Origin of the sequence: Bradyrhizobium sp. HKCCYLR20261 (assembly GCF_051168435.1) — a bacterium.
Classification (GTDB): Bacteria; Pseudomonadota; Alphaproteobacteria; order Rhizobiales; family Xanthobacteraceae; genus Bradyrhizobium.
In genome coordinates this window covers 191,741-212,130 of the sequence record NZ_JBNPUZ010000001.1, presented here as the reverse complement: position 1 = coordinate 212,130, position 20,390 = coordinate 191,741, and the positions used below count along the sequence as shown (strand labels likewise).

The window sequence follows — 20,390 nt, the reverse complement described above, 5'->3', positions numbered from 1 at the left end:
GCAAGTGGCAGCTTACCCAGCGCGTTTCGGCCGCCTGACCGCGCGCACCTTGCCGCTGTCGCCGCCGCCGCAATACAGCGTGTCGCCACCATCCGACTCCAGGCCGGAGACGCCGGTGCCGGCGGGCATGTCGAGCTGATCGAGCACCTCGCCGGTCGCGGGATCGATGCGCCTGATGTCGCTGACATCGTCCTCCCATGTGCCGTGCCAGAGCTCACCGTCCACCCAGGTCACGCCGGTGACGAAGCGCGTGCAGGGAATGCTGCGCAGAATCTGCCCCGTCGCGGGATCGATCTGATGGATCTTGCGCTCACGGTAGGCGCCGACCCACAGCGACCCCTCCGCCCAGGCTAGCCCGGAATCGCCGCCCCCGGAGGGCGCGGGGATCGTCGCGAGCACGCGCCCGCTGTCCGGATCGAGCTTGTGGATGCGATCCTCCGCGATCTGATAAAGGTGCCGGCCGTCGAAGGCGGTGCCCGCGTGCGAGGGCATGTCGAGTGATTTGCGCACCGTGCCATCGGTCGGATCGATCGCCTTGATGCTGGGGCCGGTCGCGATCCAGACCTGCGCACCGTCATAGCTGACGCCATTGACGCGGTCGGCGCCGTCGAACGGGCCGTATTCGCGGATGATCTCTGCCGGTGCGCGTCTCATGCTGTGCTCCATTCCTCGACTGACGCCCGCACGCTAATCGAGCGACGACCACGCCGGGAGTAACAAGCTGGTCGCGAATGCCGGCACCACCGGGCAGGTCCAGCGCTGCGCCCGGCCGCGGCCGAATGACTGGACCTTGCCCGACAGCGCCAGCGCGTCGAGTGCGCGCTGCACCGTGCGCTGGCTCAAGCCGAGCGCCAGCGCAAGGCTGGAACTCGACCACGCCTCGCCATCGGCGAGGCAGGCCAGCACGGGGGCATTCTCGTCCTCGATCGGCTGCGCCAGCACGACGATGCCGTGACCGCCTTGGGTCGTTAACACGAAGCCGTCGCGCGTCGCACTGACTTCGGCGATGTTCTTTAAGAGCTGACGCAGACGCCCGATCTCGACGCGCAGGCGTGCCCGATGTGACTCGTCGGCCTCCTTGCCGCGGAAAGCCGCGGCGATCAGCTGAGACCGCGAGACACCATCCGGCGTTCCCTCCGCGAGCCTGCGGACGAGTGCAAACAACACCGGACGCCGCGCCAACGGCACGATGCGGCCGCCCTGGCGCACCGCGAGCCGGCAGGCATCGATGATCAAGCTGTCCGACCGGAACAGCGCTTCGACCTCATCGAGCCGCAGCAGGCGTTGCTCGGCTCCTTGGATCAAGCGCGCGGCTGGCGCGGACAGCGTTCCCAGGAGACGTTCGATCTCGGCATGCAACTCCGGACTGCGCGCCTGCCGCGCCGTGCGCGCGGCTCGTTCGAGCGCCGCCTGCGCCGCCTTGGTCTGCAGCCGGCGCAACGCCAGGCCGGCGACGATCAGCTCATAGATGGTGCGCGCCGCCGGCTGCAGCGGCGTGGGATCGAGATCGGCCAGTCCGCGCTCGGCGTCGTCGAGATGTCCGATGAGAACCATGCGCCGGATCTCGAGGCTTCGCGCGTAGGCGGCATTGATGCGGTCGCCGTGCTGCTCGAGCGTTTCGCGCGCCTCGGCCAGCGCCTTCGTCGGCCACGACAGATCACGCGCCGCCAACGCGATCTCGGCCTCCGCGACGACGCAGCGCGCGCGCGCCATGGCCGCTCTGGGACCGAAGGCGCGTGCCGCCTGCCGCAGCAGCGCCTTTGCTCTGGTGACGTCGCCAAGCCGGGCTATCGCGATGCCGCGCAACGCCAGCGCCGGCGGATCATCGCGCAACGCGACGCGATTGAGTGCGCCGAGCGGATCACCGGCGGCCAGCGCCTGCGCCGCGGCCGAGATCAGCGAGTCCATGCAAATCCCGCCACACTTGTCACTCCCGGTGTCTCCCGCGCCGATCCTAGTCTCAGTCGCGGTCAACACGCAAAGGATCAAGGATATGACCATGCACCTCACCGGAACTCGCGAAGACTGGCTCAAGGCACGGCTCGACCTGCTGCAGGCCGAGAAGGAATACACCCGCCGCGGCGACGAACTGGCGCGACGCCGCCAGGAACTGCCCTGGGTGCGCGTCGACAAGAGCTATCGCTTCGATACGGAGGAGGGGCCCGCAGCGCTGCCCGATCTGTTCAAGGGCCGCTCGCAGCTGCTCGTCTACCACTTCATGTTCGGGCCCGACTTCAATGCCGGCTGTCCGTCCTGCTCAATGATCGCCGACGGCTTCAACGGCTTTCAGGTCCATCTCGCCAATCACGACGTGATGCTGTGGGCGGTGTCGCGGGCACCGCTGGCGAAGCTGAAGGCGTACAAGGCCCGCATGGGCTGGAGCTTCCCGTGGGCGTCCTCCGCCAGCAGCGACTTCAATTTCGACTTCGACGTCGCGATCACCGAGGAGCAGCAGCGCCAGGGCGGTACCGAATACAACTACCGCACCAGCCCGGCGGTGGGCGCGTCGGATGTGCCGGCCATGGTGGCGGAGATCGCCGCCGGCGCCGGCACCGACGGCGCGACCTTTATGCGCGATCGTCCGGGCATGAGCGCGTTCATCATCGAGGACGGCGTCGTCTATCACACCTACTCGGCCTACGCCCGCGGCCTCGACGGCCTGTGGGGCGCCTATCAGTGGCTCGACCGCGCGCCGAAGGGCCGCAACGAGGAGGGCGTGTGGTGGCGCCGCCGCGACGAATACGCGGCGCGCTGAGAGCATGGAGTGGTGCCATGGCGTTTAACCTGTCCAAGCGGCGTGTCATGCCGGACCTCGCCGATGCCCTGCGCCTCGCCGCGGCGCCGACCTTCGCGCTGATGGCCATGCTGAACGCCATGGCTCGTGATGGCCGTGCAGACGTGATCTGCTCGGCCATGCCGGCGGGCGCCCCGCTCGGCGACATGACGGTGATGTATCTGCTGATGAGCGTGTTTCACCTGGTGCCGTGGGTGAGGCGGATGCGACGGGGGGCTCCGAGGTCTCAGTTAGACGAGGGACGGGTGCGGCAGCATGGCAATTAGTTGTCGGGCAGCTCTGCTCTCGGAGAGAGACCCCTCATCCGAGCGAGCCCGCGGATCGGCCGGTGATGCCCTCTCCCACCCTGGCGAAGCTTCGCTTCGCCTTGGGGGCGAGGGCGCTGTATTGGGCAGTCTTGTCGCAGCGATCATTGGAAATCAAAACTCTCGGTTTGAGCCGGCGCGGTGCCAATTACTGCGCCCTCGCCCCTTGTGGGAGAGGGCATGTAGGAAAGATCGGCAAACTCGGTTGGGTGAGGGGTCTGTTTCCTTAGAAATCACTTCGGGCGAGATTACATGCCCGAACCGTCGTCGCCCCTAAGGCGGCACCTCACGCCTCCGCCGCCACCTTCAACGCCTCCGCCCGAATCTCCTCGACCAGCCGCTCCTTCAGCGCGACGAACTCCGGCGAGGTCTTGATCTTGTACGAGCGCGGATGCGGCAGCTCGATCTTGATATCCGCCTTGATGCGACCGGGGCGGGCGCTCATCACCAGGACGCGGCTGCCCAGGAAGATCGCCTCCTCGATGTCATGGGTGACGAACAGCACCGTCTTCTGGTCGCGCTCCCAGATGCCGAGCAGCATCTCCTGCATCAGCACGCGCGTCTGGTTGTCGAGCGCGCCGAACGGCTCGTCGAGCAGCAGGATCTTCGGGTCATTAGCAAGCGCGCGCGCGATCGCGCAGCGCTGCTGCATGCCGCCGGAGAGCTGCTTGGGCCAGTGGTTCTCGAACCCCTTCAGGCCGATCTGCTGGATGAAGCGGTCGGCGATGGCGTTGCGCTTGTCCTCCGGCACGCCGCGCTCGCGCAGTCCAAAGGCGATGTTCTCGCGTACGGTGAGCCACGGGAACAGCGTGTAGGATTGGAACACCATGCCGCGATCGGCGCCGGGGCCTTTGACCTCGCTTCCGTCGAGCAGCACCTTGCCGCTGGTCGGATGGTCGAGCCCGGCGACGATGCGCAGCAAAGTCGACTTGCCGCAGCCGGACGGGCCAAGGATGGTGACGAAATCGTTGTTGCCGATGGTGAGCGCGACCGGCTCCAGTGCGCGCGTTGGCGCGTGGCCCTGGCGAGCCGGGAAGGTGCGAGTGACCTGATCGATGACGAGCGTGGTCATGCGAGCTTCCACGGGAACAGCCAGGCGTTGAACGCCTTGAACAGGAAATCCGAGATCAGCCCGATCAGGCCGATGATGATGATGCCGAAGATGATCTGCCCGGTGTTGAGCAGCGCCTGGCTGTCGGTGATCATGTGGCCGATGCCGGAGGACGAGCCGATCAGCTCTGCGACGATGACGTAGGTCCAGGCCCAGCCGAGCACGAGACGCAGGACCTCGGCGATGTCAGGCGCGGCGGAGGGCAGCAGCACGCGGGCGATGATGCCGCGATCGCTGGCGCCGAGCGTATAGGCGGCTTCCACGAGATCGCGCCTGGTATTGCCGACGGTGACGGTGATCATCAAGATGATCTGGAACACCGAGCCGATGAAGATGATCAGGAGCTTCTGCAACTCGCCGATGCCGGCCCACAGGATCAGCAGCGGGATGAAGGCGGACGCCGGCAGATAGCGCGCGAACGAGACGAACGGTTCGAGGAACGCCTCGATCGGCTTGTAAGCGCCCATCAAGAGGCCGAGCGGAACGGCGATGACGGCTGCGAGCACGAAACCGCCCACGACGCGCCAGACGGTCATGCCGATGTCGTAGAGGAAGCCGAACTTGACGAGCAGGTCCCAGCCCTCGCGCAGCATGGTCAGGGGGTCGGCCAGGAAGGTCTTCGACACATAGCCGCCGCACGTCGCCAGCGACCACGCAGCGACGAACAGCACGAAGAAGGCGAGGCCGAGCGCTATTCGAGATCGGGCGCTGACGGGGTCGAGAGGTCGGATCACGGAGAAGGCTTTCGTGGGTTCGTGCAGGTCGTTCGAAGATCGGCGCGTCAGAGGGGCTGCACGCACTTTTCAGGCAGAATGCTTCAACGTCGTCATTGCGAGGAGCGAAGCGACGAAGCAATCCAGAGTTTCAGGGGCGGGCCCTGGATTGCTTCGCTTCGCTCGCAATGACGGATCGTGTGGCGCGGGCTTCAGCGCCTACTTGATGAAGCTCGCATCATACAGATCGTCGACATTCGGAATCTGCTTGATGATGCCGACCTCGAGCAGCAGTTCCGCGGCCTCCTTGTTGAAGGTCTTGAACTCGGTCTCGAAGAACTTCTGGCTGGCGGCCTTGTCCTGCCAGCGCAGATATTTGGCCGAGTTGCCGAACTGTTCGCCGCTCTGCTTCACGTCGGCGCCCATGATCTCATAGGCCTTTGCCTGGTCCTTGGCGATCATGTCGAGCGCCTCGTAATAGCTGTCGGCGAGCGCCTTGGCGGCCTTCGGGTTCTCGGTCAGGAATTTCGGCGTGCAACCGAACGTGTCCATCACCATCGGATAGTCCAGCGTGGTGGCGATGATCTTGCCCTTGTCGGGTGCGGCGCGCACCGTCGACAGATACGGCTCGTAGGTCATTGCCGCATCGTTCTGGCCGGCGACGAAAGCCTGCGCGGCCGGGCCGGGCTCCATGTTGACGACGGTGACGTCCTTCACCGTCAGGCCGTTCTTCTTGAGCATCCATGCCAGTCCGAAATAGGGCGAGGTGCCCGGCGCAGACGCTGCGACTGTCTTGCCCTTCAGGTCCTTGATCGAGGCGATGTCATTGCGCACGACCATGCCGTCGGCGCCGTAGCTCTTGTCGAGCTGGAAGATCTGCTTGGTGGCGACGCCGTTGGCGTTCCAGGAGATCCAGGTCTCGACCGTGGTCGCCGCGCACTGCACGTCGCCGGCGGCGATGGCGAGGTGGCGGTCCTTCTGCGGGATCTTCTTGATGGTGACGTCGAGGCCGTTCTTCTTGAAGATGCCGGCTTCCTTCGCCAGCGTCAGCGGCGCAAAGCCCGTCCAGCCGGAAATGCCGATGCCGACCTTGACATCGTCGGCGAAGGCGGTCGTCGAGGCCAGCAGCGCGGCCGTCATGGCAAATCGTCCAAGTTTGCGCATCTTCATCATCCTCTCCTGTTGAAAGAAATCGTCGGAGCGGTCCGCGGCAATCCGCGATGACCGCATGTCTCTGCAAGAGCTGTCCGCTGGCTTGCAAATCTCGTGCTCAGATCCGGCGCGATCGCCATGCTCATTCGCTGCCTCTGAAGCGCGCGACCAGCCGGTGCTGTTCGCCGGGATAGACCAGCCTGACAGCGGTAAGCGGCTGGCCCTGGCGCCAGGTGTGGCGCTCGATGACGAGGCAGGGCGCGCCGACGGCGATGCCGAGGCCAGCTGCGATCGCCTCGTCGGCAATGATGGCGCTGATCGCATGCTCCGCCTCGGTCCAGGGCACGTGATGCAGCAGCCACGAGCCCGGCGGGTCGATCTTGAAATTGGCCTTCGCCGCATCGGGCACGGCGTCGAGATCGATCAGGCGGTCCTCGATCGCGAACGGCAGGCCATCGGCGCTATGGCGGCAGCGGATCGCGATCACCTTGCACGGCGTCTTGACGCCAAGGCGCTCGCGATCGGCGGCGCTGGCGGTGCGGCGCGCGGACGAGATCAGCTCATAGCCATAGGCGCGGCCGAGCGCCCCGATCTCGGCGCGGATGTCGGGGATCTTCAACACCGCTGACAGGAATTGCGGACGCCGCACGAAGGTGCCGGCGCGGCGGCGGCGCTCGATCAGGTCGGCCTGAGCGAGCTCCGACAGCGCCTTGTTCACGGTCATGCGCGAGCAGCCATAGTGCTCCATGATCTCGTGCTCGTACGGGATGCGGTGGCCGGGCGGCCATTCGCCGGTGAGGATGCGACGCTCGATGTCCTGGCGGATCGTCTTGTAGAGCGTGCCCGCGCCGGGCTTGGTCCGATCCTCGGCGAGGCTCATGCGAGCAGCCTCCGCACCGCCGTGTTGAAGCCGCGCCGCGCGGTCTCGCGTGAGCGATGATGGCCGCCCTGAACGACCCTGGCGCCGCCCGCCCAGACACAGTCGATGGCGCCGTGGGACGTCGCGAAGATCCAGCCATCGAGCAGCGCATCCTGGGTCCGCCCTGCGAGCGACGGATGCGACAGATCGAGCGTGACGAGGTCGGCGCGGGCGCCGACCTGCAGGCCGGCGAATGATTGCGCCAGTGCCTGCGCGCCGCCGGCCAGCGCGGCATCGAACAGCGTGCGGCCTGTCGACGCAGCTGGGCCTGACGTCAGCACGTTGCGCTCGCGATGTGTCAGCCGCTGGCCAAATTCGAGCTGGCGCAACTCATCGCCGACGCCGACCAGAACGTTGGAGTCGGTGCCCACGCCGATGCGCCCACCCGCACGCAAATAATCGCGTGCCGGGAAGATGCCGTCGCCGAGGCTGGCTTCCGTGACCGGACACAGACCGGCCGTCGCGCCGCTCCGCGCGAGCGCCGCCGTTTCATCCGCGGTCATATGAGTCGCGTGGATCAGGCACCAGCGATCATTGAGATCGTGATGATCGAGCAGCCATTGCACCGGACGCTGGCCGGACCAGGCGAGGCAGTCCTCGACCTCCTTGACCTGCTCGGCGGCGTGGATGTGAACCGGGCCGCCTTCGGCAAGCGGCAGCAGCGCATTCAGTTCATCCGGCGCGACGGCGCGCAGGCTGTGCGGCGCGATGCCGAGACTGGCGCCCGCGAGCGAACCGATCACTCTGCGCGACGCCGCCAGCAGCTTGGCGAACTGATCGACATCGCAGATGAACCGCCGCTGGCCGTCATGCGGCGCCGCGCCGCCGAAGCCGCCATGCGCGTAGAAGCTCGGCAGCAGCGTCAGGCCGATGCCGGAGGTCTGGGCCGCCGCGGCGATGCGCCCTGCCATCTCGGCGATATCTGCGTAAGGCGTGCCGTCACGATCGTGATGCAGATAATGGAATTCGCCGACGCGCGTGAAGCCGCGCTCGAGCATCTCGACATAGAGCAGGGTCGCGACCGCCTCGACATCCTCGGGGCGCATCGACAGCGCGAAACGGTACATCGTCTCGCGCCATGTCCAGAACGTGTCCGTCGAGGGACCGCTGATCTCGGCAAGCCCGGCCATGCCGCGCTGGAACGCGTGGCTGTGCAGGCTGGCGATGCCGGGGAGAGCGACCTCATGCTGCTCGTCGTCGGAGGTCGGAGCCACGCCGGCGGAGACCGATGAAATCGCGCCGTTGGAGATGACGACCTGCACGTCCTCGGCCCAGCCAGTGGGCAGAAGCGCGGATGCGAAGTGCAGTGACGCCATGATCGATCAACCCGCTGGACAGCACGACGGAAGCGAGTTTATGTATAGACATATCGCCCGTCAAGCTTTCGTGAAGGTGGGAGGCAGCATGGCCCAGCGTTTCGACCGGATCTGGCAGAATGCGCGGCTCGCGACCCTGCGCGAGGGACAGCCGGGCCTTGGCGTGATCGAGGAGGGGGTGATCGCGGCGCGCGACGGCCGCATCGCCTTCGCCGGTCCGCAATCGGACTTTGCCGCCGACGCCGATGCGTCCGAGCGGATCGATTGCGAGGGGCGTTGGATCACGCCGGGCCTCGTCGATTGCCACACCCATCTCGTCTATGGCGGCGACCGCGCCCATGAGTTCGAGCTGCGTCTGGCCGGTGCGAGCTACGAGGAGATCGCGCGCGCCGGCGGCGGCATCGTCTCGACCGTGGCCGCCACGCGCGCCGCCAGCGAAGAGGCGCTGATCGCCGGCTCATTGCCCAGGCTCGATGCGCTGCTTGCCGAAGGCGTCACCTCGATCGAGATCAAGTCGGGCTACGGCCTGGAGACGGCGACGGAGCTGCGACAATTATCCGCAGCGCGCGCTCTCGGCGGCAAGCGGCCGGTCAGCGTCCGGACCAGCTTCCTCGGCGCGCACGCGCTGCCGGTGGAGGCGGGCGGCGACAAGGACCGCTACATCGATCTGGTCTGCGACGAGATGCTGCCGGCGGTTGCCAAGTCGGGCCTCGCCGATGCGGTCGATGCATTCATGGAAAACATCGCGTTCTCAGCTGCGCAGACGTCGCGTGTTTTCGCGACGGCCAAGGCGCTCGGCCTGCGGGTGAAGCTGCATGCCGATCAGCTCTCCAATCTCGGAGGCGCCGCGCTCGCGGCCGAATTCGGCGCGCTGTCGGCGGATCATCTGGAGCATACCGACGACGCCGGTGCTGCGGCCATGGCGAAGGCCGGCACCGTCGCCGTGCTGCTGCCCGGCGCGTTCTACTTCATTCGCGAGACGCAGAAGCCGCCGGTCGAGCTCTTCCGCAGGCACGGTGTCAAGCTCGCGCTGGCCACCGACTGCAATCCCGGCTCGTCGCCGCTGACCTCGCTGCTGCTGACCATGAACATGGCCGCGACCCTGTTCCGGATGACGGTCGACGAATGCATCGCCGGCGTCACGCGCGAGGGCGCGCGTGCCTTGGGTCTGTTAGCTGACACCGGCACGCTCGAAGCCGGCAAATGGTGTGATCTCGCGATCTGGGACATCGGCCGCCCCGCCGAGCTGGTCTATCGCATGGGCTTCAATCCGCTGCATCAGCGTGTCTGGAGAGGGCAATGAGCACGATCATCGCCGAGCCGGGCCGCGTCAGCTTCGATGATCTCGCGCGCGTCTACGCCGGCGCATCGCTGACGCTCGATCCCGCGTATTGGCCGCGCGTCGAAGCCGCCGCGGCGATCGTCGCCAAAGCCGCGCAAGGCGCCGAGCCGGTCTATGGCATCAACACCGGCTTCGGCAAGCTGGCCTCCAAGCGCATTCCGCCCGACCAGACCGCGCAACTGCAGCGCAACCTGATCCTGTCGCATTGCTGCGGCGTCGGTCCTGCGACGCCCGAGCCGGTCGTCCGCCTGATGATGGCGCTGAAGATCATCTCGCTCGGCCGCGGCGCCTCCGGCGTGCGGCGTGAGATCATCGAACAGTTGCAGGCGATGCTGGCGCAGGGCGTGTTGCCGTTCGTGCCGCAGCAGGGTTCGGTCGGCGCGTCCGGTGACCTCGCGCCGCTCGCGCATATGACCGCGGTGATGATCGGCGAGGGCCAGGCCTTCGTCGATAGTCGCCTCGTTGCCGGGCGCGACGCGCTCGCGCATGCCGGACTTGAGCCGGTGACGCTCGGGCCGAAGGAAGGGCTGGCGCTGATCAACGGCACGCAGTTCTCGACGGCCTACGCGCTCGCCGGCCTGTTCCGTGCGCATGACCTGCTCAACGCCGCGCTGGTGACGGGGGCGCTCTCTGTCGACGCCGCGATGGCCTCCACTGCGCCGTTTCGTCCTGAGATCCAGGCGCTGCGCGGCCATCCCGGCCAGATCGAAGCCGGCCGCGTGCTCACCGAGTTGCTCGACGGCAGCGCCATCCGGCTGTCGCATCTCGAAGGCGACGAGCGCGTGCAGGATCCATATTGCCTGCGCTGCCAGCCGCAGGTCGCCGGCGCCGCGCTCGATCTGCTGAGCCAGACGGCGCGCACGCTGGTCACGGAAGCCAACGCCGTCACCGACAATCCGCTGGTGCTGGTCGAGACTGGAGAGATCATCTCCGGCGGCAATTTCCACGCTGAGCCGGTAGCCTTCGCCGCCGACCAGATCGCGCTGGCGCTCTCCGAACTCGGCGCCATCAGCGAACGGCGCATCGCGACCCTGGTCGATCCCGCGCTGAATTTCGGCCTGCCGCCGTTCCTCACGCCGGAGCCCGGCCTGAACTCCGGCTTCATGATCGCCGAGGTGACCGCGGCGGCGCTGTTCGCCGAGAACAAGCAGCGCGCGCTGCCGTGTTCGATCGACTCCACGCCGACCAGCGCCAATCAGGAAGACCACGTCTCGATGGCCGCGCACGCGGCGCGGCGATTGCACGACATGGCGGACAATCTCGCGCACATCATCGGCATCGAGCTGCTGGTCGCTACCCAAGGCATCGAGCTGCGCGTGCCGCACGGCACCAGCGCCGCGCTCTCGGCTGTCATCGGCGCGCTGCGCATGCATGTGCCTGCGCTGGAGAGCGACCGCTACATGGCCGACGATCTCGCCAAGGCCGCCGCGCTCGTCACAGCCGGGGCGTTGGCCCGCGCAGCCGCCGATTCACTCGGACACGATCCGTTTCCCAGGCTTGGATGAGAGGGACCCATGAACCGACGTCTCGACAATGAACGGGTGATCCGCGCCCCCCATGGCAGCGACATCAGCGCCAAGAGCTGGCTCACCGAAGCGCCCTTGCGCATGCTGATGAACAATCTCGATCCCGACGTTGCCGAGAAGCCGAGCGAGCTCATCGTCTATGGCGGCATCGGCCGCGCCGCGCGCGACTGGGACAGCTTTGATCGCATCGTCGCGTCGTTGCGCAAGCTCGAGGCGGATCAGACGCTGGTCGTGCAGTCCGGCAAGCCGGTCGGCATCTTCCGCACCCACAAGGATGCGCCCCGCGTGCTGATCGCCAACTCCAACATCGTGCCGCATTGGGCGACGCTCGATCACTTCAACGCGCTCGATAAAATGGGCCTGATGATGTACGGCCAGATGACGGCCGGCTCCTGGATCTATATCGGGAGCCAGGGCATCGTGCAGGGCACCTACGAGACGTTCGTCGAGGTCGGCCGCCGCCACTACAATGGCGATCTCGCGGGCAAATGGATTCTCACCGCGGGCCTCGGCGGCATGGGCGGCGCACAGCCGCTCGCGGCCACGATGGCCTGCGCCTCGATGCTCGCCGTCGAATGCCAGCCGAGCCGCATCGAGATGCGGCTGCGCACCGGCTATCTCGATCGCCAGGCGGCGACTCTGGACGAAGCGCTGGCGCTGATGGAAGAGGCTGCCAAGACCAGGAAGGCTGTCTCGGTCGGCCTGCTCGGCAATGCCGCCGAAATCTTTCCTGAGCTCGTCCGCCGCGGCGTGCGTCCGGACATCGTCACCGACCAGACCAGCGCGCATGATCCGATCAACGGCTATCTGCCGAAGGGCTGGACGCTCGCCGAATGGGAGACCAAGCGCACCTCCGATCCGAAGGCTGTGGAGCAGGCGTCCAAAACCTCGATGGTCGGCCACGTCCAGGCGATGCTGGATTTCCACGCCATGGGCATTCCGACGCTCGACTACGGCAACAACATCCGCCAGATGGCGCAGGACATGGGCCTCGCCAACGCGTTCGATTTCCCCGGCTTCGTGCCGGCCTATATCCGTCCGCTGTTCTGCCGCGGCATCGGCCCGTTCCGCTGGGCGGCGCTGTCGGGTGATCCCGAGGACATCTACAAGACCGACGCCAAGGTGAAGGAGCTGCTGCCCGACAACAAGCATCTTCACAATTGGCTCGACATGGCGAGGCAGCGTATCAAGTTCCAGGGGCTGCCGGCGCGGATCTGCTGGGTCGGGCTCGGCGACCGCCATCGCCTCGGGCTCGCCTTCAACGAGATGGTGGCGCGCGGCGAATTGAAGGCGCCGATCGTGATCGGCCGCGACCATCTCGATTCCGGCTCGGTGGCGAGCCCCAATCGCGAGACCGAGGCGATGAAGGACGGCTCGGACGCGGTGTCGGACTGGCCGCTCTTGAACGCGCTGCTCAATTGCGCCAGCGGCGCGACCTGGGTGTCGCTGCATCATGGCGGCGGCGTCGGCATCGGCTATTCGCAGCATGCGGGCATGGTGATCGTCGCCGACGGCACGGATGACGCGGCGCGGCGGCTGGAGCGCGTGCTGTGGAACGATCCCGCGACCGGCGTGATGCGCCATGCCGACGCGGGCTACGATGACGCCATTGCCTGCGCCGAGGCCAACGGGCTCGATCTGCCGAGTCTTCGCTAAGCGCTGATGGGTTGAAGAGCGCCCCCTGATTGTGGTCTCATACCGCCAACGCGGCCGAGACGCCGCGATGCAGGGGACGCTCATGGGAATAGCCTTTCCGTTCTCGGCCATCGTCGGCCAGGACGAGATGAAGCTGGCGCTGATGATCGCCGCCGTCGATCCCAAGGTCGGCGGCGTGCTGGCCTTCGGCGACCGCGGCGCCGGCAAGTCCACCGCGGTGCGCGCGTTGGCCGCGCTGCTGCCGCCGATGAGCGCCGTGGTCGGCTGTCCCTACCAATGCGACCCGGCCGATGCCGCCGGGCAATGCGCCGAATGCCGCGCGCGATCGAAGCCGAGCGGCAAGGGCAAGAAGCCTGCGCCGTTGAAGGCGCATGAGGTGCCGGTGCCGGTCATTGATCTGCCGCTCGGCGCCACCGAGGATCGCGTCGTCGGCGCGCTCGATCTCGAACGCGCATTGGCGCATGGCGAGAAGTCGTTCGAGCCCGGACTGCTGGCGCGTGCCAACCGCGGCTTCCTCTACATCGACGAGGTCAACCTCTTGGAGGATCATCTCGTCGATCTGCTGCTCGACGTCGCCGCCTCCGGCGAGAACGTCGTCGAGCGCGACGGCCTCAGCATCCGCCATCCTGCACGCCTGGTGCTGGTCGGCACCGGCAATCCGGAGGAGGGCGAGTTGCGGCCGCAGCTGCTCGATCGTTTCGGCCTCTCCGTCGAGGTCAAGACGCCCGGCGATCTGCCGACGCGGATCGAGGTGATCAAGCGCCGCGACTCCTTTGAGACGGATTCTGCCGCCTTCGTCGCGCATTGGGAGAAGGAGGAGGTCAAGCAGCGCAAGCGCATCCTTGCCGCGCGCGAGCACATCGGCTCGGTCAAGGTTGCCGATCGCGAGCTGGAGAATGCGGCACGGCTGTGCATGGCGCTCGGCACCGACGGTCTGCGCGGCGAGCTCACCTTGATGCGCGCGGCGCGGGCGGCTGCGGCGCTCGACGGCGCCAAGGCTGTTGATGACGGGCATTTGAAGACGGTCGCGCCGATGGCGCTGCGCCATCGTCTCAGGCGCAACCCGCTCGACGATTCCGGCTCGTCGGTGCGGGTCGAACGCGCGCTCGCCGAGCTGTTTGCGTCGTGAGCGACGGCGCCGCGATCTGGACCGATGCCATGATCGCGGCCGCGCTGGCCGCGATCGATCCCTCCGCGTCGGTGCTGCTGCGCGCCGGGGCAGGGCCGGTGCGCGAGCAGTGGCTCGATCTGCTGCGCGAGCTGATGCCGCCATCGGTCCAGCTCCGCAAGCTGCCGCCGTCGATCTCCGATGACCGCCTGCTCGGCGGTCTCGATCTCGCCGCGACGCTGCAGGCGGGGCGTCCAGTGATGCAGCGCGGGCTGCTCGCCGAGGCCCATGGCGGCGTGCTGATCGCCGTGATGGCCGAGCGCATGGCGGCATCGACGACAGCGCATCTCTGCGCTGCCCTCGACACCGGAGCGATCAGCATCGAGCGCGATGGCCTGTCGTTGCGCGCGCCAGCGCGCTTGGGCCTGATCGCGCTCGATGAAGGCATTGGCGATGAGCGGGGGTCGCCTGCCTTGGCCGATCGCCTCGCCTGCCATGTCGATCTCAGCATGGTGGCCCGCGCCGATCTCGGCGAGAGCCTGTTCAAATCGTCGGACATTGCAGCGGCACGCGTGCTGTTGCCGCAGGTCCGGCTGTCTGACGACGCGATCGGCGCGCTGACGACGACGGCCATCGCGCTCGGCATCGACTCGCTTCGCGCGCCTTTGTTGGCCTGTCGCATGGCGCGCATCGCGGCGGCGCTCGATGGCGAGACGGCCGTCGCCGAGTCCCACATCGCCTGTGCCGCGCGGCTTGTGCTGGCACCCCGCGCCACACGCTTGCCTGCGACGGAGGATGACCCCGAGAACAACGACGCGCCGGAGCCGCAGAACGACCAGGCCGAGAGCGCGGAGGACGATCGCAGTAATGACGGCCCGCTCGAGGATCGCGTGCTCGACGCGGCGCAGGCCGCCATTCCCGCGGACTTGTTGAAGCGCCTGCAGGACGAGCGCGCGATGCGGGCGCGGGCGAGCAGCGCCGGCCGGCAGGGCACGGCGCAGAAGGCACCGAAGCGCGGCCGTCCGATCGGCGCGCGGCGCGGCGAGTGGCGCGCCGGCGCGCGGCTCAACGTGCTCGAGACATTGCGCGCGGCGGCGCCGTGGCAGCCGTTGCGGCGGCGGGCGCAACGTGCGGGCAAGAGCGGCCGGCTGATCGTCCACAAGGACGACATCCGCACCACCCGCTTCAAGCAGCGCTCGGGCACCACGACGATCTTCGTCGTCGATGCCTCCGGCTCCTCGGCCTTGCAGCGGCTCGCGGAAGTGAAGGGCGCGGTCGAACTGCTGCTCGCCGAGTGCTACATCCGCCGCGATGAGGTGGCGCTGATCGCGTTTCGTGGCAAGTCGGCCGAGCTGCTGCTGCCGCCGACCCGATCGCTGACGCGCGCCAAGCGCAGCCTTGCCGGCTTGCCCGGCGGCGGCGGCACGCCGTTGTCGGCGGCGATCTTCGCCGCGACCGAGCTTGCGCTTGCCGTGAAGGCCAAGGGACAGGCGCCGACGATCGTGCTGATGACCGACGGCCGCGCCAATGTCGCGCGCGACGGCGGCGGCCGCAGCGAGGCCGAGGCGGAGGCGCTGGTCGCGGCAAAACAGCTCGCGCTCACCGGCATTCCCGTCGTGCTGGTCGATTCCTCGCCGCGACCGCAGGACAAGGCGGCGCATCTCGCGGCGGCCATGCAGGCCCGCTACGTCGCACTGCCTCACGCCGATGCGACACGGTTGTCGCGGGCCGTGATGGCGCAGGCTGGCCGCGGCTGAACCCGGTGGAACACGCGCCGTCAAGCGGCGTTCCCAACGACGACTGACAAGCGGTCCGGTCATCGTTATGCTCGGCCACGTCGTCGGCAGCATGATCGCGTCTTTCGACATTATTCCGTCACACAGGAGCACGCCATGCAGGTGGCCTCGACCACACAGAGTGATCACGCGGCCGTTGCGCGTGCCGTGACAATGCCACCGCCGCTGGCGGCGCATCACTTCGAGCTCGCCGATGCCCGCACCGGCCGCATCACCTGCTATGCCGATGGTCCCGCAGGCTCCACCGAGCGTCCGCTGCTGCTGATCCACAGCGTCAACGCCGCGGCCACCGCTTATGAGATGAAGCCGCTGTTCGAGCACTATCGCCAGCATCGTCCTGTCTACGCGCTCGACCTGCCGGGCTTCGGCCTGTCGGATCGCGCCGACCGCATCTACACCCCGCGCATCATGACCGATGCGATCCTGCTCGCCGCCAACGAGATCCGTCGCCGTCACGGCGATGTCGCCATCGATGCGATCGCGCTGTCGCTCGGCTGCGAGTTCGCCGCGCGCGCCGGCACCGAGGCGCCGAACCTGTTTCGCACGCTCGCGCTGCTGAGCCCGACGGGGTTCGACCGCCGCGCCGAGGCGGCGGCCAAGAACGGCGGCGGCGACAAGAATGCAACCCGCGCGATGCCCTGGCTGCGCAATATCTTCACCGTGCCGCTATGGAAACACCGCTTCTTTACGCTGCTGACATCACGCGCAAGCATTCGCTTCTTCCTGCGCAAGACGTTCGGTCGCAAGGACATCGACGAAGGCCTGCTCGAATACGACTACATCACCACTCACCAGCCGGGGGCCGAGAATGCGCCATACTCCTTCGTCTCCGGCTACATGTTCAGCGTCCACGCCCTGAAGCTCTACCAGGCGCTGGCGATGCCGGTGTGGATGGTGCACGGCGTGCGCGGCGATTTCGTCGATTACAACGGCAAGCATGCCGTCGAGGGCCTGCCGAACTGGACCATCCAGGTGATGCAGACCGGCGCTATGCCCCATTTCGAGCAGCTTGATAAAGTCGTCGCGGGCTACGATGATTTCCTGATGCGTGCGGCCGGTGCTTGAGCCCGACGGCCGCGTCCAACCCCGTGGGCCGGCATGAGCGACAAGCCGAACTGGAGCGTCGATGGCAGCGACTGGCCGAACCGAACGGCCAGCCGCTTCGTCGACGCGGCCGGGCTGCGCTGGCATGTGCAGGTCATGGGCGAGGGCCCCGTGGCGCTGCTGGCGCACGGCACGGGAGCGGCCACCCATTCCTGGCGCGATCTCGCGCCGCTGCTCGCGCAGCGCTTCACGGTCGTCGCGCCCGACCTCTCCGGTCACGGCTTCACCTCGACGCCGCATTGGCAGCGCTTGTCCCTCGACGGCATGTCGCGTGACCTTTCGGTCCTGTGCAACAAGCTCGCGATCTCTCCGGCGATCGCGATCGGCCATTCCGCGGGCGCCGCGATCCTCACCCGCATGACGCTCGACGGCCTGATCGCGCCGAAGCTGATCGTCAGCCTCAACGGCGCCTATCTGCCGTTCGGCGGACCGGCGGCGCAGTTCTTCTCGCCGCTGGCCAAGATGATGGCGCTCAACCCGCTGGTGCCGCGGCTGTTCGCCTGGCGCGGCCGCGATCCGGCGGCGGTGCACCGGCTGCTGAAGGGCACGGGCTCCACGCTCGATGCCCATGGCGAGCGGCTGTATCGCCGCCTCGTCGGCAGCCCCGGCCATGTCGCCGCCGCGCTGGAGATGATGGCGAACTGGGACCTGCATCCGCTGGTCCGCGACCTGCCGCGTCTGACGACGGCCCTGCTGCTGGTCGCCGCGACCCGCGACCATGCCATTCCGCCCGACGTGGCCCGGCGGGTCCGCCAATTGGTGCCCCAGGCGCAGCTCGAACTCATTGATGGGCTTGGGCATTTGGCGCACGAGGAGCAGCCGGGGCGGATCGCGGAGCTGATCTTCGTCGCCGCGGAGCGAGCCGGCGTGCTCGCGGCGCAGCAGGAAATGTCAAATTAGGTTGACATTTTTGACTGGCGAAAGCGTCAATTTCAATTTACGCTTTCGGCCATGCTCGACGTCTCCACTATCAAGGCCGCTGTTCCGGCTGCGCTCGGAGACCGGCCGCATGCGGTCGTGATCGGCTCCGGCTTCGGTGGCCTTGCCGCAGCCGTCCGGCTCGGCGCGCGCGGCTATCGCGTCACCGTGTTCGAGCAGCTCGATGCGCCCGGCGGCCGCGCCTATGTGCATCGCCAGGACGGCTTCACCTTCGATGCGGGGCCCACCATCGTCACCGCGCCGTTCCTGTTCGAGGAGCTGTGGCAGCTCTGCGGCCGGCGGATGTCCGACGACGTCACGCTGAAGCCGATCTCGCCATTCTATCGCATCCGCTTCGACGACGGCACGATCTTCGACTGCTCGGCCGACCCGGCGGCGATGCGCGCCGAGGTGGCGCGAATCTCGCCCGGCGATGTCGACGGCTATGAGCGCTTCATGATGGCGAGCGAGGCGATCTTCAAGAAGGGCTTCGAGGAGCTCGGCGACGTGCCGTTCCTCTCCTTCACGGACATGCTCAAGATCGCGCCGGCGATGATCAAGCTGCAGAGCTTCCGCTCGGTCTATGGCCTGGTGTCTCAGCATGTCCGCGACGAGCGGCTGCGCATCATCCTGAGCTTTCATCCGCTGCTGATCGGCGGCAACCCGTTCACGACCACCTCGATCTATTGCCTGATCGCCTATCTCGAACGGCGCTGGGGCGTGCATTTCGCGATGGGCGGCACCGGCGCCTTGGTCAGCGGGCTTGTCAGCCTGATCGAAGGGCTGGGCGGCGAGGTCCGCTGCTCGGCGCCCGTGGCCGAGATCACCACGAAGAACGGCGCCGCCACCGGCGTGCGCCTCAAATCCGGCGAGACCATCGCCGCCGATGTCGTCGTGTCCAACGGCTGCGCCGCCTGGACCTACAAGCACCTGCTGCCATCGGTCGCGCGCCGGCGCTGGACCGATGCGCGCATCGACCGCGCGCGTTACTCGATGAGCCTGTTCGTCTGGTATTTCGGCACGAAGCGCCGCTATGACGACGTCGAGCATCACACCATCCTGCTCGGCCCGCGCTATCGCGAGCTGCTCGACGACATCTTCCGCCGCAAGGTTCTGGCGGACGATTTCAGCCTCTATCTGCATCGCCCCACCGCGACCGATCCCTCGCTGGCACCCGACGGCTGCGACGCGTTCTACGTGTTGTCGCCGGTGCCGCATCAGGAGAGCGGCATCGACTGGCGTGCTGCCGCCGAGCCGTTCCGCAAGCGGATCGAGGCGGCGCTCAGCGAGTCTCTGCTGCCGGATCTGGCCGGGCAGATCGTGACGTCCAGGCTGCTGACACCCGATGATTTCGAGCATCGGCTGTCGTCCTATCGCGGCGCGGCGTTCGGGCTCGAGCCGGTGCTGCTGCAGAGCGCCTGGTTCCGGCCGCACAACAAGAGCGAAGAGATCGAGCGGCTGTATCTCGTCGGAGCCGGAACGCATCCCGGCGCCGGCCTGCCGGGCGTGCTGTCTTCGGCGCGCGTGCTCGATGATCTCGTGCCGGCCCCGCATGAGCTGGAGCGACGATGAACTGGCAAACGGACATCGCGATCTGTCGGCGGATGTTGCAGGGCGGGTCGAAGACGTTCTTCGCTGCGTCGAAGGTGTTGCCCCGATCGGTCGGCGATCCCGCCATCGCGCTCTATGCGTTCTGCCGCGAGGCCGATGACGCGATCGACGGCCCCGGCCGCCGCGTCGATGCGGTGGAGGTGCTGCACGAGCGGCTCGAGCGGATCTATGACGGCCGGCCCGACGACAGTCCCGTCGACCGTGCGCTGGCCGGCGTGGTGACGGAGTTCGCGATTCCGCGCGCGCTGCCGGAGGCGCTGCTCGAAGGCCTCGCCTGGGATGCGCAAGGCCGTCGCTACGAGACCTTGAGCGACGTGCTTGCCTATGCCGTCCGCGTCGCCGGCACGGTCGGCGTGATGATGTCGCTCCTGATGCACCGGCGCGACGCCGAGACGATCGGGCGCGCCTGCGATCTCGGCATCGCGATGCAGCTCACCAACATCGCCCGCGATGTCGGCGAGGACGCCCGCGCCGGCCGGCTGTATCTGCCGCGGCAATGGCTGCGCGAGGCGGGGCTCGACGTCGAGACCTGGCGCGCCGCGCCGTTCTTCGACGACCGGGTCGCGCGCGTCACCGCGCGGCTGCTCGCGGTCGCCGACGTGTTCTATGCCCGCGCAGCCGCCGGCATCGCCGATCTGCCCTGGGCCTGCCGGCCCGGCATTCATGCGGCGCGGCTGATCTATGCCGAGATCGGCCGCGAGGTCGCGCGCGCCGAGTTCGATTCGCTGTCGCGGCGGGCCGTCGTCTCGGCGGCGCGCAAGCTGCAATTGCTGGGCAAGGCGGCGGCCGTCTCGCTGCTGCAGCCACAGCCGTCGCTGGCGCCGCTGCGTCCCGAGGCGCGCGGGCTGATCGACGCGGTCGTCGCCGCCGATGCGCAGCGTCCGCATTCGCTGCCGGCGCCGCAGCGCACGATGCGCGACCGCGCGCTGTGGGTGATCGACCTGTTCGAGCGCCTGGAGCGCCGCGATCAACTGCTGCGTTCCGGCCGGCTCTCCTGACATGACGACGCCGGCGCTGAT

At 67.7% G+C, this 20,390-nt stretch carries 18 protein-coding genes; 11 read left to right on the top strand and 7 right to left on the bottom strand.

Annotated features, from left to right (window positions below; genetic code table 11):
- Window positions 1-12 precede the first annotated feature (12 nt).
- Window positions 13-654, bottom strand: coding sequence for a Vgb family protein (locus tag ACQR1L_RS00985; RefSeq protein ID WP_434856066.1), 642 nt, complete (start codon window positions 652-654; stop codon window positions 13-15).
- Between the two features lie 33 nt (window positions 655-687).
- Window positions 688-1,908, bottom strand: coding sequence for a helix-turn-helix domain-containing protein (locus tag ACQR1L_RS00980; protein WP_434856065.1), 1,221 nt, complete (start codon window positions 1,906-1,908; stop codon window positions 688-690).
- Between the two features lie 85 nt (window positions 1,909-1,993).
- Between ACQR1L_RS00980 and ACQR1L_RS00975 the strand changes: the two genes are divergently transcribed.
- Both ACQR1L_RS00975 and ACQR1L_RS00970 read left to right on the top strand, forming a co-directional pair.
- A complete protein-coding gene (locus tag ACQR1L_RS00975; protein ID WP_434856064.1) occupies window positions 1,994-2,755 on the top strand; it encodes a DUF899 domain-containing protein in 762 nt (253 codons plus the stop codon).
- A gap of 17 nt (window positions 2,756-2,772) precedes the next feature.
- Window positions 2,773-3,060, top strand: a complete 288-nt coding sequence (locus ACQR1L_RS00970) for a hypothetical protein (RefSeq protein ID WP_434856063.1) — start codon at window positions 2,773-2,775, stop codon at window positions 3,058-3,060.
- Between the two features lie 325 nt (window positions 3,061-3,385).
- On the opposite strand, the gene ACQR1L_RS00965 is transcribed toward ACQR1L_RS00970, so the two are convergent.
- The 5 genes from ACQR1L_RS00965 to ACQR1L_RS00945 form a co-directional block, all read right to left on the bottom strand.
- On the bottom strand, window positions 3,386-4,171 hold the full coding sequence (locus tag ACQR1L_RS00965; RefSeq protein WP_434856062.1) for an ABC transporter ATP-binding protein: 786 nt from the start codon (window positions 4,169-4,171) through the stop codon (window positions 3,386-3,388).
- Window positions 4,168-4,941: an ABC transporter permease gene (locus ACQR1L_RS00960; protein ID WP_434856545.1), complete on the bottom strand. Its 774-nt coding sequence runs from the start codon at window positions 4,939-4,941 to the stop codon at window positions 4,168-4,170. Before ACQR1L_RS00960 ends, ACQR1L_RS00965 begins: the two co-directional genes overlap by 4 nt.
- A gap of 201 nt (window positions 4,942-5,142) precedes the next feature.
- Window positions 5,143-6,087: an ABC transporter substrate-binding protein gene (locus ACQR1L_RS00955; RefSeq protein WP_434856544.1), complete on the bottom strand. Its 945-nt coding sequence runs from the start codon at window positions 6,085-6,087 to the stop codon at window positions 5,143-5,145.
- Window positions 6,088-6,217: 130 nt separating this feature from the next.
- Window positions 6,218-6,955: a histidine utilization repressor gene (gene hutC / locus ACQR1L_RS00950; RefSeq protein ID WP_434856061.1), complete on the bottom strand. Its 738-nt coding sequence runs from the start codon at window positions 6,953-6,955 to the stop codon at window positions 6,218-6,220.
- The gene (locus tag ACQR1L_RS00945; protein WP_434856060.1) at window positions 6,952-8,310 is read right to left on the bottom strand and encodes a formimidoylglutamate deiminase; all 1,359 of its coding nucleotides are present in this window, start codon (window positions 8,308-8,310) and stop codon (window positions 6,952-6,954) included. The genes hutC and ACQR1L_RS00945 overlap by 4 nt, the downstream gene beginning before the upstream one ends.
- An 88-nt stretch (window positions 8,311-8,398) precedes the next feature.
- On the opposite strand from ACQR1L_RS00945, the gene hutI reads away from it, so the two are divergent.
- The 9 genes from hutI to ACQR1L_RS00900 all read left to right on the top strand — a co-directional run bounded on the left by hutI (window position 8,399) and on the right by ACQR1L_RS00900 (window position 20,369).
- Entirely contained in the window at window positions 8,399-9,613 is a 1,215-nt protein-coding gene (gene hutI, locus ACQR1L_RS00940) for an imidazolonepropionase (RefSeq protein WP_434856059.1), read from the top strand.
- Complete coding sequence (gene hutH, locus ACQR1L_RS00935; RefSeq protein ID WP_434856058.1) at window positions 9,610-11,157, top strand: histidine ammonia-lyase; 1,548 nt, start codon at window positions 9,610-9,612, stop codon at window positions 11,155-11,157. Before hutI ends, hutH begins: the two co-directional genes overlap by 4 nt.
- Window positions 11,158-11,166: 9 nt before the next feature.
- Window positions 11,167-12,834, top strand: coding sequence for a urocanate hydratase (gene hutU, locus ACQR1L_RS00930; protein WP_434856057.1), 1,668 nt, complete (start codon window positions 11,167-11,169; stop codon window positions 12,832-12,834).
- An 82-nt stretch (window positions 12,835-12,916) separates the two neighbouring features.
- The gene (bchI, locus tag ACQR1L_RS00925) at window positions 12,917-13,963 is read left to right on the top strand and encodes a magnesium chelatase ATPase subunit I (protein ID WP_434856543.1); all 1,047 of its coding nucleotides are present in this window, start codon (window positions 12,917-12,919) and stop codon (window positions 13,961-13,963) included.
- A complete protein-coding gene (locus ACQR1L_RS00920; RefSeq protein ID WP_434856056.1) occupies window positions 13,960-15,699 on the top strand; it encodes a magnesium chelatase subunit D in 1,740 nt (579 codons plus the stop codon). Before bchI ends, ACQR1L_RS00920 begins: the two co-directional genes overlap by 4 nt.
- Window positions 15,700-15,834: 135 nt before the next feature.
- On the top strand, window positions 15,835-16,803 hold the full coding sequence (locus ACQR1L_RS00915) for an alpha/beta fold hydrolase (RefSeq protein ID WP_434856055.1): 969 nt from the start codon (window positions 15,835-15,837) through the stop codon (window positions 16,801-16,803).
- Window positions 16,804-16,836: 33 nt separating this feature from the next.
- Entirely contained in the window at window positions 16,837-17,742 is a 906-nt protein-coding gene (gene bchO, locus ACQR1L_RS00910; protein ID WP_434856054.1) for an alpha/beta fold hydrolase BchO, read from the top strand.
- A gap of 51 nt (window positions 17,743-17,793) precedes the next feature.
- Window positions 17,794-19,332, top strand: a complete 1,539-nt coding sequence (locus ACQR1L_RS00905; protein ID WP_434856053.1) for a phytoene desaturase — start codon at window positions 17,794-17,796, stop codon at window positions 19,330-19,332.
- Window positions 19,329-20,369 (top strand): phytoene/squalene synthase family protein, encoded by a 1,041-nt coding sequence (locus tag ACQR1L_RS00900; RefSeq protein WP_434856052.1) that lies wholly within the window; start codon window positions 19,329-19,331, stop codon window positions 20,367-20,369. Before ACQR1L_RS00905 ends, ACQR1L_RS00900 begins: the two co-directional genes overlap by 4 nt.
- The last annotated feature ends 21 nt before the right edge of the window (window positions 20,370-20,390 follow it).